General features: G+C 64.6%; 12 protein-coding genes. 5 read left to right on the top strand and 7 right to left on the bottom strand.

What is annotated here, in order from left to right:
* The first annotated feature begins 143 nt into the window (after window positions 1-143).
* Window positions 144-1,136 carry a porphobilinogen synthase gene (gene hemB / locus ISP15_RS12305; protein ID WP_404547735.1) on the top strand — a complete coding sequence of 331 codons (993 nt, stop codon included), beginning with the start codon at window positions 144-146 and terminating at the stop codon, window positions 1,134-1,136.
* Between the two features lie 185 nt (window positions 1,137-1,321).
* Here hemB and ISP15_RS12300 read toward each other — a convergent pair whose 3' ends face one another.
* Window positions 1,322-2,107: a glutaminyl-peptide cyclotransferase gene (locus ISP15_RS12300; protein WP_404547733.1), complete on the bottom strand. Its 786-nt coding sequence runs from the start codon at window positions 2,105-2,107 to the stop codon at window positions 1,322-1,324.
* A 107-nt stretch (window positions 2,108-2,214) separates the two neighbouring features.
* On the opposite strand from ISP15_RS12300, the gene ISP15_RS12295 reads away from it, so the two are divergent.
* Together ISP15_RS12295 and ISP15_RS12290 are read left to right on the top strand one after the other, a co-directional pair.
* Window positions 2,215-4,053: a monovalent cation:proton antiporter-2 (CPA2) family protein gene (locus ISP15_RS12295; protein WP_404547731.1), complete on the top strand. Its 1,839-nt coding sequence runs from the start codon at window positions 2,215-2,217 to the stop codon at window positions 4,051-4,053.
* 131 nt (window positions 4,054-4,184) lie between these two features.
* Complete coding sequence (locus tag ISP15_RS12290; RefSeq protein WP_404547729.1) at window positions 4,185-5,288, top strand: glycosyltransferase family 9 protein; 1,104 nt, start codon at window positions 4,185-4,187, stop codon at window positions 5,286-5,288.
* A gap of 55 nt (window positions 5,289-5,343) precedes the next feature.
* Here the strand turns inward: ISP15_RS12290 and ISP15_RS12285 are convergent, their stop codons facing one another.
* Both ISP15_RS12285 and ISP15_RS12280 read right to left on the bottom strand, forming a co-directional pair.
* Window positions 5,344-8,802 carry an ankyrin repeat domain-containing protein gene (locus tag ISP15_RS12285; RefSeq protein ID WP_404547727.1) on the bottom strand — a complete coding sequence of 1,153 codons (3,459 nt, stop codon included), beginning with the start codon at window positions 8,800-8,802 and terminating at the stop codon, window positions 5,344-5,346.
* Window positions 8,803-8,878: 76 nt separating this feature from the next.
* Entirely contained in the window at window positions 8,879-9,169 is a 291-nt protein-coding gene (locus ISP15_RS12280) for a YcgL domain-containing protein (RefSeq protein ID WP_404547724.1), read from the bottom strand.
* A gap of 408 nt (window positions 9,170-9,577) precedes the next feature.
* Between ISP15_RS12280 and ISP15_RS12275 the strand changes: the two genes are divergently transcribed.
* Window positions 9,578-10,993: an OmpP1/FadL family transporter gene (locus tag ISP15_RS12275; RefSeq protein WP_404547721.1), complete on the top strand. Its 1,416-nt coding sequence runs from the start codon at window positions 9,578-9,580 to the stop codon at window positions 10,991-10,993.
* 78 nt (window positions 10,994-11,071) lie between these two features.
* Here ISP15_RS12275 and ISP15_RS12270 read toward each other — a convergent pair whose 3' ends face one another.
* Both ISP15_RS12270 and ISP15_RS12265 read right to left on the bottom strand, forming a co-directional pair.
* Complete coding sequence (locus ISP15_RS12270; protein ID WP_404547719.1) at window positions 11,072-12,487, bottom strand: coniferyl aldehyde dehydrogenase; 1,416 nt, start codon at window positions 12,485-12,487, stop codon at window positions 11,072-11,074.
* 704 nt (window positions 12,488-13,191) lie between these two features.
* A complete protein-coding gene (locus ISP15_RS12265; RefSeq protein WP_404547716.1) occupies window positions 13,192-13,938 on the bottom strand; it encodes a glucose 1-dehydrogenase in 747 nt (248 codons plus the stop codon).
* A 106-nt stretch (window positions 13,939-14,044) separates the two neighbouring features.
* Between ISP15_RS12265 and ISP15_RS12260 the strand changes: the two genes are divergently transcribed.
* Window positions 14,045-14,410, top strand: coding sequence for an ArsR/SmtB family transcription factor (locus tag ISP15_RS12260; RefSeq protein WP_404547714.1), 366 nt, complete (start codon window positions 14,045-14,047; stop codon window positions 14,408-14,410).
* 67 nt (window positions 14,411-14,477) lie between these two features.
* Here the strand turns inward: ISP15_RS12260 and ISP15_RS12255 are convergent, their stop codons facing one another.
* Window positions 14,478-15,560, bottom strand: coding sequence for an AraC family transcriptional regulator (locus ISP15_RS12255; RefSeq protein WP_404547712.1), 1,083 nt, complete (start codon window positions 15,558-15,560; stop codon window positions 14,478-14,480).
* A gap of 195 nt (window positions 15,561-15,755) precedes the next feature.
* Window positions 15,756-16,475, bottom strand: coding sequence for a TlpA family protein disulfide reductase (locus tag ISP15_RS12250; RefSeq protein ID WP_404547711.1), 720 nt, complete (start codon window positions 16,473-16,475; stop codon window positions 15,756-15,758).
* Between the last annotated feature and the right edge of the window lie 104 nt (window positions 16,476-16,579).

The following is a 16,579-nucleotide window of genomic DNA, read 5'->3' as shown; positions in this document are numbered from 1 at the left end:
GTATAGGCGGACCGGCGTTCATCGGTGCAAAGCATTGTCGCCGGATGGCATCTCAGCGTTTGAGCCGCCCGTCGCGGCGTGTGTCCAACGCACCGAGTACGCCAGCGCTAAACTAGGTGGACGATCCGCACGAGATGTCCCGCATGAACTTCCCCGCCATTCGCATGCGCCGCATGCGTCGCGATGCTTTCTCACGCGCGCTGATGCGCGAACACACCTTGCTGCCCTCGGACCTGATCATGGTGGCGTTCGTGATCGAGGGGCAAGGCAAGCGCGAGCCGGTGCCATCGATGCCGGGCGTGGACCGTCTCTCGATCGACGGCCTGCTGGCGCTGGCCGGTGAATGCGTGCGCCTGGGCATTCCCGCGCTGGCGCTGTTTCCGTCGCCAGGCGCCGCGGTAAAAAGCGAGGACGCGAGCGAGGCGTGGAATCCCGATGGATTGATGCAACGCGCCACTCGCGCGCTGAAGGCCAGCTATCCCGAACTCGGCCTGATCGGCGACGTGGCACTCGACCCCTACACCACGCACGGCCAGGACGGACTGATCGATGCGCATGGCTATGTCATGAACGAACCCACCGTCCAAGCGCTTATCAACATGTCGCTGGCGCAAGCCGAGGCCGGCATGGATTTTGTCGCGCCTTCGGACATGATGGACGGGCGTATCGGCTCGATCCGCGAAGCGCTGGAACAGGCAGGCCACATCCATACGCGCATCCTTGCTTATTCAGCGAAATACGCTTCGGCATTCTATGGGCCGTTCCGTGATGCCGTGGGCTCCGCCGCGAACCTCGGCAAAGGCAACAAGCACACCTACCAGATGGATATCGGCAACAGCGATGAAGCGCTGCGCGAGGTGGAACTGGACATCGCCGAAGGCGCCGATGCCGTGATGGTGAAGCCGGGCCTGCCGTACCTGGACGTACTGCGCCGGGTCAAGGATGCCTTCGGCGTGCCCACGTTCGTCTATCAGGTAAGCGGCGAATACGCGATGCTCAAGGCGGCCGCACAGAACGGGTGGCTCGACGAGCGCGCCGCGGTGCTCGAATCGCTGACCGCTTTCAAGCGTGCGGGCGCCGACGCCATCCTCACCTATTTTGCGATCGACGCTGCGCGCTGGTTGCGCGGCGCATAGCACAGCTTTTTACTGGCTCGCACTGGCATCGCGCAGCGTAGCTGCCGCGGCCGGTGCAAGCCTGGTTGTGGCATCTGGGCCGCCATCGCTCAGTCTTTCGGCCGATTTGCGCGAGAAGCACATCCAGTGCCCATTATCGCGCGCGCATGGCGCAACTCATCGTGCAGCCCCTGACGGGCCGGCGTTCAATGGCCTGCTGCGGGCGGCGTCAACGTGATCTCGTAGATCAACGGCCAGCGCTTGCCGGTGACGAACAAACGGTCGTGCCTGGCATCGTAGGCGATGCCGTTGAGCACGTCGTTGTCCGGGTCCACCGTTTCGCCCGGTTTCGGGCCCAGTCCGGTGAGGTTGATCACGCCCACCACTTTCCCGCTGGCCGGGTCGATCCGCACGATCACATGGGTAAGCCATACATTGGCGTAGATCTGGCCCTTCACCCACTCCAGTTCATTGAGATTGGCAACCGGCTTGCCCTCCGCGGTGACGTCGATCTTGCCGGTCTGCTTGAGCGTGCGCGGATCCAGCACGCGAATGGTCGGCGTGCCATCGGTCATGTAAAGCTGCTGGTCGTTCGCGGTGAGCGCCCAGCCTTCGCCCGGATAATCGAACTGGCCGATACGCTTGAACGTATTGAGGTCGTAGATGAAACCGTGATGGGATTGCCAGGTCAGCTCGATCAGCCGGTTTTTCCAGGCCACGATGCCCTCGCCGTAATCGGGCGGCGGCAGCTCGGCCTGTTGCAATACCTTGCCGGTCTTGATGTCGACCTTGCGCACCGAGGATTCACCCACGTTGCCGGTGCCCTCGTAGAAATAACCGTTGCGATAGAAAAAGCCTTCCGTATAGGCCCTGGTGTCGTGCGGATAGCTACGTACCACCGTGTAGCCATAGACCGGTATGGCCGATTGTGCGTAGGCGGACGAGGCCAGGCACAGCGCGAAAACAAGGAATAGGCGAGAGAGTCGTTTCATGGCGCCGGATCATCCCACGTCCGGCGCATGCCGTCAGCAGCATGGTTTTGCGCCGCCGCGGCCATCGCATGAAATAATCGAGGGCAAGGACGAGGTACGGAGCAAGCGTGGATAGCCATCATTTCCTACAGACCGCAGTGGTTTTCCTGCTGGCCACGGTCATCGCCGTGCCGCTGACCAAGCGTTTCCGCCTGGGCGCGGTGCTTGGCTATCTGTTGGCTGGCATCGTGATCGGTCCGGCGGAATTGCAGCTGATTGCCGATCCTACCGGGGTCTCGGACATTTCCGAGTTCGGCGTGGTGCTGATGCTGTTCGTCATCGGGCTGGAGCTTTCGCCGCAGCGCCTGTGGGTGATGCGCCGTTCGGTATTCGGCACCGGCCTGCTGCAGGTGCTTGCCTGCAGCATCGTGATCGGCGTGATCGCCTACGCCTGGTTCGGCCTCATGCCGGGTGCGGCGGCCATTGTCGGTGGCAGCCTGGCGCTGTCTTCCACCGCATTTGGCTTGCAGATCCTGGCCGAGCGCAAGGAAGCGGGTTCGGCTTATGGACGCCAATCCTTCTCCATTCTGCTGTTCCAGGATCTGGCGGCGATTCCATTGATTGCCGCCGTGCCGTTGCTGGCTTCGACCTCGGCCCGTCACGGCATCGATCCGATGGCCGTGCTGCGTACCATCGCGGTGATCGTGGCCGTGGTGGTGGGCGGCCGCTACCTGCTGCGGCCGGTGTTCCGTTTCGTGGCGCGCGCCGATTCGGTGGAAGTGTCAACCGCGACGGCGCTGCTCGTGGTGATGGGCACCGCGTTGCTGATGGAAGAGGTCAAGGTGTCGGTGACACTGGGTGCGTTCCTCGCCGGTGTACTGCTGGCCGATTCGGAATACCGGCATGAACTCGAATCGAACCTCGAGCCGTTCAAGGGTTTGTTGCTGGGCCTGTTCTTCATCAGCGTCGGCATGTCGATGCAGATCGACCTGCTGCTGCAAGCGCCATGGCTGGTGCTGGGCCTGACCTTCGGCCTGCTGCTGGTGAAGGGCCTGCTGCTGTGGCCACTGGGGCTTACCCTTGGCGCCTTGCAGCGCGGCGATGCCTTGCGTCTTGCCGTGTTGCTGGCCAGTGGCGGCGAATTCGCTTTCGTGGTGCTGCGCCAGGCGACCGACCGCGGCCTGATCGCCGGGCAGCAAGGCGGCGTGCTGGTGCTGGCGATCACGCTTTCGATGGGCTTGACGCCGCTGCTGGTGGCGGCCACGGGCAAGCTGCTCGGCACTGGGAAAAAGGAAGAATCCAGGCGACCCTACGACACCATCGATGTGGACAGCCCGCGCGTGATCATTGCGGGCTATGGCCGCATGGGACAGATCGTGGCGCGCGTGCTGCGCACGCGCAACATTCCGTTCGTGGCGTTGGATCATTCGATCGAGCAACTCGACCTGGTGCAGCGTTTCGGCAATCGCGGCGACATTTTCTACGGCGATCCGGCGCGACCGGAATTGTTGCGCGCCGCGCAAGCCGACAAGGCCGAGGTTTTCATCCTGGCCACCGACGATCCCGAATCGAGCCTGCGGGTGGCGCGCCTGGTTCGCCGCCAATACCCGCATTTGAAGATCGTCGCTCGCGCCCGTAATCGCCAGCACGTCTGGCGCCTGATGGACCTGGGCATCGACGAACCGGTGCGCGAAACGCTGTTTTCCAGCCTCAAGATGAGCCGCAAGGCGCTGGAAGCGCTCGGCTTGAGCGCTGAAGAGGCCGTTGCGGAAGTGGAGCGGTTCCGGCGCAGGGACGCCGAGCTGATCAAGATCCAATACCTGGTCTACGACGACGAGGCCAAGCTGTTGCAGACCACGCGCGAGGCGGTGGAAGATCTGGACAAACTGTTCGAGGCCGACGCCGAGATCGCACCGCCGCCTGAAAAAGGACCGGACGCGGATACGCCGCTTATCGGCGATCGCTGAACGCCGCACCGCTTGCAGAAATATGCGAAAAAACGGCAAGAAATTGCGTTGAAACAGTAAGTTGCCGGTAAGCAGCCAGCGTGCATCATAGGATGATCCATCCATGATGAGCACCCGGGCCCTGTCTGCGTATGCCGCTACCTTTCCGCCCGCTCGTCATCCGCTTCGGCCGTCTTGGCGACATGCTGCTGTTGCAGCCGCTGTTGCGCCGGCTTCATGCGCGCTACGGCGCACCCTGCGAGCTGCTGGCCATCGGCGAGCATTCGATCGAACTGTATCGGGACCAGCCCGACGTGGCGGAAGTCATCGCGCTGCGGGCACACCACCGCCCGCTGCCGCTCAGTCCCGAACAATGGCATGCCGTCCATGTATTGCGCGGCATGCGCCATATGCCGGTGTATGTCTGTGAGCCGCAACCGCGCTCGCTGGAAAGAATCCGCCTGCTGCTGAGGCTGGCGGGCATCCCCGGCAGTCATTGCGTATTCCTCAACGATATCCCGCTATCGTCCAATGGCCACTGGATCGAGCACTTGCTGCAATTGGCCGACAGCACGCCTGCTGGCTTTCGCGAGCGCTTCGGCGACGTGAGCTGCGTGACCGGCAGCGTTCCCGAGTTCGCCGTCAGCCCGCGCGACCGCGCGGCATGTGACCGGTGGCTGGTCGAGCGTGGCCTTTCCGTCCATCCGCTGGTGCTATTGCAGCCGGCGAACAAACGCACCGTGCGCTGGAACGGTGTGCGCAAGCCCAGTGACGACGACAAGTCGTGGCCGGTCGATCATTGGGCGCAGGTAATCGCCGCGATCCTTGAGCAACTGCCGCAGGCGCGCATCCTGCTATGCGGATCGCCGGCGGAATCCCGATACCTTGAAGGCATGCGCGCAACCATGGCGCAGCCGCATGTCGAAGTGGCCGCCAGGGATTTGCCGTTGCCGCGGCTGAGGGCCTTGCTGGCGGTCGCGCACAGCATGGTTTCCGTCGATACCGGACCGGCCCACCTCGCCGCGGCGATGGGTTGTCCGCTGGTGGTGATGTTCGGTTCGGTGTCGCCAGCCCATTGGCGTCCGCGCAGCAGTATGCCGCAAGCAGTGCAGGTGCTGGGTGGGCCGCCCGGACGTCACCGGGTCGATGCGATCGCGCCGGAGGAAGTGATCGAAGCGTGGCGCTCATTGCCCGTGCGAGGGACGTATTCCCCCGTCGCGCCGGCGCCGGCCATGCATGCGCCTTTGGCGGTATAGCCGTCCATATGGATCGCGCCGGCTGGTCGATCGGCGCATCATCCGGGGCTTGCGGTTACGGTTCGGAAGGCTGTGCCGGCTGCCGCAAGGTCTGGCGAACGCTGGGAATGACGCTTCCGCGTGCGGCAAGCTCGTGCGCGATATCGACCATGCCCAGGTGTCGTGCGACGTCTGCGGCAGTACGGCCAAAATGGTCGGCGGCATGGCGGTCCGCGCCACGTGCCAGCAACACGCGAGCGGGCGGCAGCAGGGCGTGCATGGCACAGGCGTGCAAGGCGGTGACGCCGCGCTGGTCGACGTGGTCGATGCGGGCGCCGGCATCGAGCAGGACTGGCAGTAACGCGCCGATGTGTGTCGCATCGCACGGGCTGCCTGGACGCATGTGCGCGCCGAGCAGCAGCAGCAGTGGCGTCTTGCCTTCGCCATCGGCGAGGTTGGGATTGGCCTGGCGCTTGAGCAATGCATCGAACAGCCGGCGCGCGCGCAGGCTGTCGTTCTGTTCGAAACCAAACTGCGCGCCGGCGTGCAGGGCGCTGTGGCCGCGCGCGTCGACCGCGTTGGCGTAGGCGCCCGCATCGAGCAACCGTTCGGCGATTTCCGGGTAGCCCTGCACCGCGGCGATCATCAGTGCGGTGGCGTCGCCGGGCAGGCGCTGGTCGACCGCCGCGCCGCGCTCGAGCAGCAGGGTCACCAGGCCTTCGCGGCGAGCGGCGACTGCCGCGGCGAGCGGCGTCATGCCGTTGTTGGCGCTCGCGGCCATATCAGCGCCGGCATCGAGCAGGGTGAGCGCCACCTCGCGGTGGCCCGCTCCGCATGCGTGCAGCAATGCGGTCGCGCCTTGTGCATCGCGGGTGTCCACCGGAAAACCGAGTTCCAGCAGACGGCGGACGGCGGTAGCCGCACCCCGCGTTGCGGCGTGGATCAAGTCGTCGGCACGCAGCGGACGGCGCGGACGCTGCCAGCCGTTCCAATCGAGCCAACGCTCCAGTTCGGGGTGTTCCAGCGCGAGGCCGAGCGGCGTTTCGCCGTTCGCATCGACCGCTTCGGCATCCGCGCCGTGCGCAACCAGCGCACGCACCAGCGGCAACGCATCCATGCCATGTTCGAGCGCGGTGAACAGCGGTGTGCGGCCATTGCTGTCGCGGCAGTTCGGATCGCAGCCGCGCGCCAGCAATGCCTGCAGCAGGACGGACTGGCCATTGGCGGCGGCCAGGTGCAGCGGTGTGCGCTCGCGCTCGTCCGCGCCGAACGGATCGGCACCTCCCTCGAGCACGGCCAGCGGCAATGCCTCGGCGCGGGGGGGGCCATGCAAGCGACCGAGCATCTGGGCGAGCAAGCCGGCGCCCGCAGGACTGGCGCCGGCATGGAGCAGGTCTTCGATCGCCTCGGCGCTGCCGGGCAGCAGCGGCAGCAATGCGTCGAACAGCCGGCGGCCAAGCGGCGGCAGGGTCGGATGTTCACTGTCGAGCTCGTCGATCAGCTGCGGCGGCAGACGCGCTTCGGCCTGCAGGCCATGGTCGAGCAGCCAGCGCCGCGCGGCTCGAAGGCCGGGCTCGCTAAGGTCGAGAAACAGTTGCGCCAGTTGTGCCTGTGACCAGTCGCGCACGCGCGCGGCAAAGCTGGAAACGATGGCCCAATGGCCGAAGCGCAAGGCGTCGAGCAGATGCGCGGGCGTATCGGCGCCTTCGGAAATCGCGTCGAGATTGAGGCTGGTTGGCAGCGGGGTATCCGGGTCGAGCAAGGCGACCAGATCCCAGCGTCCGCTTGCGGTGGCATGGTCGAGCGCGCTGCGGCCGTCGCTGCCGGGCGCCTTCGGCTCCGCGCCGAGCGCGAGCAGGGCGTGGATGGTCTCGGCGCGGGCATGGGGCGACTGGCAGGCCAGGGTCAACGCATCGCGACCGTGTTTGTCACGCACGCGCGCATCCGGCTGTGCCTCGGCCAGCAATTTCACCACGCCTACCGCGCCGGCGCGCGCCGCTTCCATCAGCGCGGTACTGCCGCGATGGTCGGCGAGGTTCACATCGGCGCCGGCCGCGCGCAGCGCGCGGGCGATCTGCTCATGTCCTTCGGCGGCGGCGGTCATCAGTGCGCTGCGCTGGCGCGCATCCACTGCGTTCACCGGGGCGCGATGCTTGAGCAGCAACTTGACGCCGGTTGCGTCATCGTCGGCGATGCCGGCGGCGGCGACCAGTGCGGGTTCGCCGTGCGCAGGAGCGGCCTTGGCGCCGTGGTCGAGCAGGAATTGCACCAGCGGCCAATTGGCGGCGCGGCAAGCGATCGAGAGCGGACTGGCGCCGGCCTGGTTGAGAGCATCCGCGGATGCGCCGGCATCCAGCAGCATGGCTGCGACCGTGGGCTCGCCGCTGAGTACCGCGCCGTGCAGGGGCGTGTTGCCATCGGCATCGGCAACGACCGGGCTGGCGCCATTGGCGAGCAGGGTCATCACCGCATCGGCGCGGCCATGCCAGCTGTCGCGGGTGGCGGCGAGCAGCGGGGTGAGTCCGCCGCTGGCGCGATTGACGTCGGCACCGTTGGCGATCAAGGCGCGCAGCAGCCGCGGATCGGGCAGCAACGCCGCAAGCATCAGCACGGGGCGCTGGTCGCGGTCGCCGGGATCCGGCGCGGTATCCGGATCCGCGCCAGCTTCGACCAGGGCCAGCGCGCGGGCAATATCGCCGTTGCGGGTGGCGGCAAGCAACGCTTGCGCCTGTTCGGGCGTACCGGCGATGCGTTCCTGTTCGGACAGATGCGGCGGCGTTGCGGGCGCCGATGCTACGGATGTTTCCAGATCTGCCGTGGCAGGTCGCCGCGGGCGGCTTTCGCACAGCATCACGCGCAGGGTGCGATTGGCGATGACCAGGCAACCCAGCGGCATCAGCAACACTGCATAGAGCGCCAGGGCGGCGGTGCGCATTTCCGATGGCAGGATGCCATACAGGCCGCTCAATGCGATGGCGGCAAATGACAGCAACAGCAGCGCCAGCGCACTGGGCAGGAAGTGGCTGAAGAAATGTTCCTCGCGCGACAGGTGCCGGCCGAAGGCGACGCTGCGCGCGGTAGCGGTGAACAACCACGAGCCTTCGCCCTGGCCGTGCGCGGGATAAGCGTCGTCCCAGACATACACCAGCGCAAAGGCCGGCCACAGGCGCCACAACACGACCAGCGCCACTACCAGGGCGGCCGCCAGCAGCAGGCTGGCGCCCAGCGTGGGATGCTGGCTCAAATGCAGCATCGGCCATGCGATCAGCAGGAATACCAGCGCCACGTAACAGGTAAACATCGCCAGGTGCGCCGCGCCGCGCCGCGCCACGGTAAGAAAGAAATCCGGTTCCGGATCAAACCCGATCGCATGGCAGACCGCGGCCATGGTCAGCGTATTGGCCAGCAACAAGGGAATCAGTGTGAGCGGATGGGCGCCGATGGCGGCGGCGATCCCGGCCATGACCAACCCCGGCACGAACCAGACCAGGGAGGTGAGCACGGACGATGGGCGGCGCGTTTTGGTAGATGGCATAGCGTGAGTATAGGAACCGGCAGCGCGTCAGACGGTAATCACTTGTTAACGAATCCCTCGCGTAGCGATGGCTTGCTTATTCGTTCTGGGGCGCGGGCTTTTGGCCAGAGGGGTCCGAAGGTGGCGTCACCAGCGTTTCCTGCGGCGGCAATTGCAAATGCCAACCCTGTTCGCGCAGATGTTCCATCACGATTTCGGTGTCTTCGTGCGGCAGTTTGCGCTGTACGTGCAGTTGCACTTCCAGCACGAAGCGCAGGTCGCCAAGCAGCAGCGCCAGCGGCGCCGGCAGCACGCTGAAGTTATCCTGGCGCGCGAGCCACAGGTAGGTACCGGGCTTGCGCTGGCTGGCATAAACGAAACAATGCATGGCGATAGGAGCTTCAGCCGCGTGGGGCGGGAAGGGTAGCAGCAGCGTGTCGTGGATGGAGCGCCCGCGGGGCGAGCGGGAGAGCTTTCGTTTCCCGAAACCCACGGATGCAATGGAATGACTTCAGTATTGGCGGCCATGATCCGGCCGAACCCGGCGCGGCAACTTTTTGTGCCTCGTTCCCCAGATCCGCGGGGCCTGCTTTTCGCATTCCATTGCTGCGCCTGCACTTGCACGTCCGGCCTCGAGCCGGCAGAGTGCCGCCCAGGGGTATCAAACGCGCGTATGAAATTCTGGCTCGCCTTGCCCCCGCTACGACCCGAGTCGAGGGACTCCAAGCGTCCCGCGGCAAGCTACCGGTCAGCTTTGGCCGGACTCGTCACCAAAATAAAAAAGCAGGAGCAAGCGATGCATATGTCCTTCCGTTACACAGCCCGTGGTGGCCGTCCGCTCGCCTTGGCCGCGCTCGGCTTGGCCATTGCCGGCGCGCTGGTCGCCCCGCAACAGGCCCGCGCCAGTGCCTTCCAGCTGAAGGAAGACAGCGCGCAGGCCATGGGCCGCGCCTACGCCGGTTCGCTTACCGCAGGCGGCGACGTTTCCGTGGTGGCCAACGGCCCGGCGGCGATGAGCGACCTCAAGGGCACCTATTTCGAAGCAGATGTCACGGCCATCAATTTCAGCGCGCAATTCAGCGGCAGCGCCCATGACGTGCTCGGCAATCCGATCAGCGGCGGCAACGGCGGCGACGCCGGCACCACCATGCCGGTACCGGCCTTCTTCTTCGAAACGCAGGTGAGCGACCGTTGGCACGTGGGCGCGGCGTTCAGCGTGCCGTTCGGCTTCAAGACCGATTACGACAGCAACTGGGTCGGCCGCTATAACGCCATCGAATCGAAGTTCGAATCGCTGGATGGCACGCTGTCCGCCTCCTTCGATATCACCGACAACTTCAGCATCGGCGGCAGCGCGATCGCGCAGCGCACCAGCGCCACGTTGACCAATGCCATCAATTTCTCGACCGTGGGCTTGAGCCTGGTCGGCCCCGGCACCGCGATGAACCTGCCGCCGAACGAAGTGTATGGCCTGATTCCTCCCGGCACCGACGGCCTGGCACACATCACCGGCAGCAGCTGGGCCTGGGGCTGGCAGCTCGGCGGCTACTGGAAGCTCGATTCGCAGGATCGCTTCGCCTTCAACTACCGCTCGAAGATCAGCCATCGCCTCAACGGCACGGCCGATTTCAACGTGCCGCAGAACGTCTCCACCCTGATCGGCCAGCTCGCGCCGACGCTGGGCCTGACCCCCAGCACGCTGCCATTCCAGAACACCAGCGGCTCGGCCATCTTCACGACCCCGGCGGTAGCCAGCACAAGCTACTGGCACCAGGAAGACAAGTTCGGCTTCGGCGCGGACGTGGACTGGACCGAGTGGGATGTGTTCAAGAACCTCACCGTGAACTACGGCAACCCGGCGCAGCCCTCCTCCAGCCAGGTGTTCGACTGGCATAACTCGTGGTACGCATCGATCGGCGGCGAGTACTACCTCACCGATCGGCTGACGCTGCGCGGTGGCTTCGGCTACGACACCACGCCGACCGCCGGTGCGACCCGCGACGTGCGCGTGCCGGATGAAACCCGCAAGCTGTTGTCCGTGGGCGTCGGTTACAAAGCCAGCGAGCACCTGTCGCTCAATGCCTCCTACGCGCACATCTTCGTCAGCCACGCCACGGTCACTAATGACGTGAGCGCTACCGAGGATGCCATCACCGGCACCTATGACGATTACGGCAACCTGTTCTCGCTGTCGGCGGTCTATAAGTTCTGACAGCGGTCTACGGAAATCAAAAGCCTCCCTGCGCGAGCAGGGAGGCTTTTTTATATCCAGAATTATTTTTCCGTCGATTCAACCCCGGCGCAATAAAAGCTCCAGCATCTGCCGGAAACGCTTCCCGTAAGGCGGATTGAACAGGCCCGTGCCATTGAAGCGTGCCTGGCGAAACACCGGCTTCAGATGCGAAAAGGTGCGGAAGCCGGCTTCGCCGTGATACCCGCCCATGCCGGAAGGGCCAATGCCGCCGAAGGGAAGGCCATGCTGGGCGATGTGATAGATCGTATCGTTGACACTGACGCCGCCGGCATGGGTGCGGGCGAGTACGTGATCGATGCTGGCACGGTCCTGCTCGAACAGATACAGCGCGAGCGGACGTGGGTGCGTGGCGACATAATCGATGGCTTCGTCGAGATGTTCGTAGGGCACCAAGGGCAGCAAGGGGCCGAAGATCTCCTCTTGCATCACCGGCATGTCGTCGCGCACGTCGGTCAACAAGGTCGGCGCAAGCAGCCGTTGCGCAGGAAGGTCCGGGACATCGCATAACGTTTCGCTGCGCGCACCGGCGCTCACCGCGCTATCGCGCAAGCCGACCAGGCGTTGGTAATGACGATCGGTGGCGATGCTGGCGTACTGCGTACCGGCGAAGAGATCCGGATAAAGGCGCGCCACCGCGTCGCGTGCCACCGAGCGGAAGCGTTCGACGCTGGACTTCGGCAGCAGCACGTAATCGGGTGCGATGCAGGTTTGCCCCGCATTGAGCATCTTGCCCAGCACGATGCGTTCCACCGCGTGATCGAAGCGCGCACCAGGACCGATGATGGCCGGCGATTTGCCGCCAAGCTCCAGCGTGACCGGGGTGAGATGGGTCGATGCCGCGCGCATCACGTGATGGCCCACGGCAGTGGAACCGGTAAACAGCAAATGATCGAACGGCAACTCGGCGAAGGCTTGTCCTGTCGCCGCATCGCCGGTGACGACCGTTACCTCATCCGGCTGAAAATGACGCGCCACCAGTTCGGCGAAGAGCTGCGAGAAGCGCGGCGTATACTCGCTCATCTTCAGCATGGCGCGATTACCGGCAACGAGGGCGTCGACGAGCGGCCCCACTGCCAGGAACAGCGGATAATTCCACGGCACGATGATGCCTGCCACACCGAGCGGTTGCGGCCGCATTTCAGTCCCGGCGGGAAGGAAGGCCAGGTTGGCCCAGCCAAGCCGTGGCTTCATCCAGCGCCGGCCGTGACTTAGCGCATGGCGGATCGCCGACAGGCTGGGAAATATTTCCAGCATTTCGGTTTCTTCGCGTGGCCTGCGGCCAAAATCGGTATTGATGGCATTGGCGATTTCGCCGCGATGCTCACGTACCAACGCCTCCAATGCACGCAACCGTCGCGCGCGCGACGGCCACCCGGGCAGCGGATCGCGCGCCTGTGCATGGCGCAGGCGTTGCAGTTCGGCAAGCAGGTCAGGCCGATTGAGCGGATTCATGCGTGGCGTGCCTTGATCGTCTGCGAGCAACGGGGTGTCCTCAATTCGCTAACTGCTGACTATATGCGTGCGTGGCGGCATCATGGCCGTGACGGCGTGATAATGGCCGATATCGAAATGGCCGCCGACATGGTGAGCAGCGAACGGTTCCCGCGCAGCCTCTCACACCATCGGTGGCATCTGCCCACTGTCTCCCAAACCGGGCGCTGGAAGGAAGGAGAGAGGGACCGATACGGGGGGCAAGGCGGTCTGCCTGTGTGAAGTTGGCGGCCGGGTTCGCTTCAGCGTTCGAACGGTTAGCCCGCGCCGGCTCAGGCTTCCGTGCAGGCGGCCTCAGCTTGAACTTGATTCAAGGCTGTCTTGCCAAACCATCGCTACTGCGGGAAGCCGGGTGCGCCTATCTTGAGTGCATCTCAACAGATGGAGGCTACCGTCATGCGCGCTCGCTGGATTGGACGTCGGTTCGCAAGCATCGGCGATGATGCAGGCGCCACAAGCAGGCGCTGGGCGAATGTGCCATCGGCTGCCGTGCCGGAAGGGACAAATAAAAACGTGCACGTCGCCGTGCCGCGCGGACGCCCGGATTTCCTGCGCATCTGCCTGGGCATTGGCGACGGCAACGTACACCGGCAGTAAGCGCGTCGCCTGGATGACGTCGACCGAAGCGCACCCGCATGAGTGCGCTTCGGTCTGCGGCGGATCGATCAGCGAGCGCCGCCGCCGGCGTAAAGATGTTCGCCGCTCAGCCAATACGAATCGTCGGAGGCCAGGAACACCGCAATCGAGGCGATGTCGTTCGGCTGGCCAATACGGCCGAGCGGCGTCTGCGCCGCGGCCTGGTTATGGAAATCCGAACCGATGAATCCGGCCGAATGAGTGCCCTCGGTTTCGACCATGCCCGGATTCAATGCATTTACACGGATCTTGCGCGGGCCCAGTTCGCGCGACAGCACGCCAGTGATGGCGTCCACGGCGCCCTTGGTGGCCGTGTATACGGCGCTGCCGGGCGGCACGATGCGCGTCACCAGGGAACCCACGTTGATGATGCTCGCGCCTTCGCCAAGGTGCTTGGCGGCTGCCTGGGTGGCCAGCAGCAGGCCAAGTACATTGACGTTGAATTGCTTGTGGTAGTGCTCTTCATTGATCGCTTCGAGCGGAGCGAACTCGTAGACGCCTGAATTGTTCACGAGAATATCCAGCTTGCCATAGTGCTGGATCGCCGCGTCGACGATGGCTTGTGCGTCAGTCGCGCTGGAAACATCGCCGCGCACGGCGACGGCTTTGCCGCCGGCCTTGCCGATTTCGGCCACGACCGCGTCTGCGCCAGCCTTGCTGGATGCGTAATTCACCACCACCGAAGCGCCTTCAGCGGCCAGTGACCTGGCAATCGCGGCGCCGATGCCCTTGGATGCGCCAGTAACGATGGCGACCTTACCTTTCAGCTTACTCATGATGTTTGCCTCGACGATGAGTGTGGACGGAGGAAGTTCCTAACTTCCATAGTTCGTAACTTATGAACTATGGAACTAGAAGTCAAGGGGCTGGTAACATAAATTCATGAGGCCGCTGGTTCACCCATCGATCGAGGACATCACCGTGGAGGGCATCCTCCATGCGCTATCCGATCCCGTGCGCGCCGCCATCTATGCGCAGCTGGCCATTTCCAGCGGCGCCACCTGCTCCAATTTCCTGCAAGTCAGCGACCGCAACATTCCCAAATCCACGCTTTCACAGCATTTCCGCGCACTGCGCGAGGCAGGCCTGATACGCAGCGAACGGCAAGGTGTGGAAATGCACAACACCACGCGCTGCGCGGAAATCGAACAACGCTTTCCCGGATTGATCGGCGCGATCATGAAAGCGCATCAGATGCAGGCGGCGGAAAGGATGCGCGGGGCAAAGCGGAAGCAGAAGTCCAGCTGATGCGCCCTGCGACATAGCTCGCCGCGCGCGCAGCGAACGATGGCAGGCGTGGACCGCGTGCGCTCCGTCAGCGCATGCTGCGCCGGGCCAGCTGCGGCGGCATGCCCGTCCAGCGCTTGAAGGCGCGACGGAATTCGCGCGGATCGCTGAAACCCAGTTCGATGCCGATCTCGGCCACGCTCAGCTGCCCGGCGTGCAGCAGTTCGAACGCGCGCTCGGCGCGCACGCGGTCGTGGATTTCGCGGAAGATGCGCCCGCTGTCGGCAAGTTTGCGCCGCAGCGAACGTTCGCTGAGATGGAGCGTGCGCGCCACTTCGGTAAGCCGGGGATGTTCGCGCAGGCGACTGCGCAGCAGGCGTTCGACCGAGCCGACGATTTCATCGGAACGACTGCCGCCACGCAGTTGCTGGTGGCAAAGCGCCAGCGCCTGGCGCGATGTAAGCGGGTTATAGCCGGGCAGCGGATATTCCAGCCAGGCGCTGTCGACCAGGATGCGATTGTGCTGCGCGCCGAAGTGCACCTCGCACCGGAACAGGGCGGCGTATTCATCGGCATGAGGCGGCGCGGGATAGGTCAGTTCGATGCGCGAGGGCACCCACCTGGATCCGACCAGTTCACGCGCAATGGTAAGCGAGCTGGCGAACAGCTCCTCACACAGGAACGGCAGCAGTTCGGTTTCCCCAAAGCGCGGCCATGCTTGTATGGCTACCGTGTGTGGATCGACCGTGGTGACATCCACGTCCAGCAGGCTGCCGCAAATCTTATGGTTTTCGATGCCTGCGCGCATGGCTTCGCCGAAGTTGCGCGAGGTCATCATGGCCAGGCCAAGCAGCCCGAAGCTGCCGATGGTTTCGTTGCGGCCGATCAGCAGGCCCAGTGCGGGTTCGCGCATCGCGTTCAATCCGCGTGCAATGATCGTGCGAGCTTGCCGATAGGAAACGCGCAGCGTGGGATCATCGATCTGCTGGCGCGAGATCTCCGTCCCGACGAACCACGATTCGGTGGCGAGGCCGCGTCGAGCAGCCAGTTCAGTGAGGTGCACCAGCATGTTCGGCGGAATGTCGGCGGCCAGTGCACGCGGATCGGCGTCCACTGCCTGCGAGGTCATGCGACGCGGGTAATAACGTGCTTCGAACGCCAGCTGTGACATGCCCGAACCTTCCCCCGTGCCGACCCTCTTCGGCGCAGAAGCAAGTTCTAGCACGGTCGGCGCCGACATGATTGGCGCGGCGCACAACTCGATCGGCAGCCGCGCCGAGTGGTGCGTCAGCACATCACGTATCGGCTCGTGTCGCGCGCCATGTGTGCAAGTTGCTGGAGTGCATGGCGTCAGCGATGTTCTCGCCTACTGCGTCGCGCGCTTCCATTGCGCGATCCATCCGCGGAGGTCGGCCAGACGCTTGGCGGAATCGTCGTGCATCGACATGCCGACGGCGGCACCGGCCACGTGGCCGGATGGATCGACCAGCATCAAGGTGGGATAGATGCCGATGCCCAGTGTGTCGGTCAGTGCCTGGGCATCATAAAGTACGCGCCAGGTCAGGCCGTGATCGTTCACGAAGCGATGGGCGGTCGCCGCATCTTCATAAGTGATGGCGATGAAATCCATGTCGCCATGTTCGCGTGCGTAGGCGTTTAGCGTGGGCACTTCCGCCATGCAGGGTGCGCACTCGGCAAAGAAGAAGCTGATCAGGATGTAGTGGCCGCGGAAATCGTCGAGCCGCCGCATGCCACCCTGCCAGGATGGCAATGCGAACGGAGGAAACACGGCGCCGCGCCCGAACGCAAATCGCCCTGGCTGGCCTGGCCCGGCGCCGGGCGGGCGCAGGCGCAGCATCGCCATGCCGGCATGGCTGTCACCGGTAATGCTGTAGTGGCTGCCTCTGTGCAACTGCAGCGCGAAGGCGGTGTAATCCAGTGGCCTGCCATCGGCGTCGAGATAGCGCACCCGGGGAGCATTGCCCACGTGCAGCGAGGCTACGAAATGTTGCTCGTCCTGGCTGGAGCTTGCGGCCCGCGTGGACGCCGCCAGGCATATCAGCAGAAGCAGGATTAATCGTCGCATGGAACATTCCGATCGCACGGCGGCGCCTGGCGACACCCTGGCCAAACGCAATCGGCCTCCCTCTCCCGCCAAGGAGAGGGTTGGATAAAGGATGTCCGCAAAGC

The sequence above is a fragment of the Dyella jejuensis genome (assembly GCF_044904675.1).
Taxonomy (GTDB): domain Bacteria; phylum Pseudomonadota; class Gammaproteobacteria; order Xanthomonadales; family Rhodanobacteraceae; genus Dyella_B; species Dyella_B jejuensis.
The sequence above is the reverse complement of the archived record's forward strand: the minus strand, read 5'-3'. Positions and strand labels throughout refer to the sequence as shown.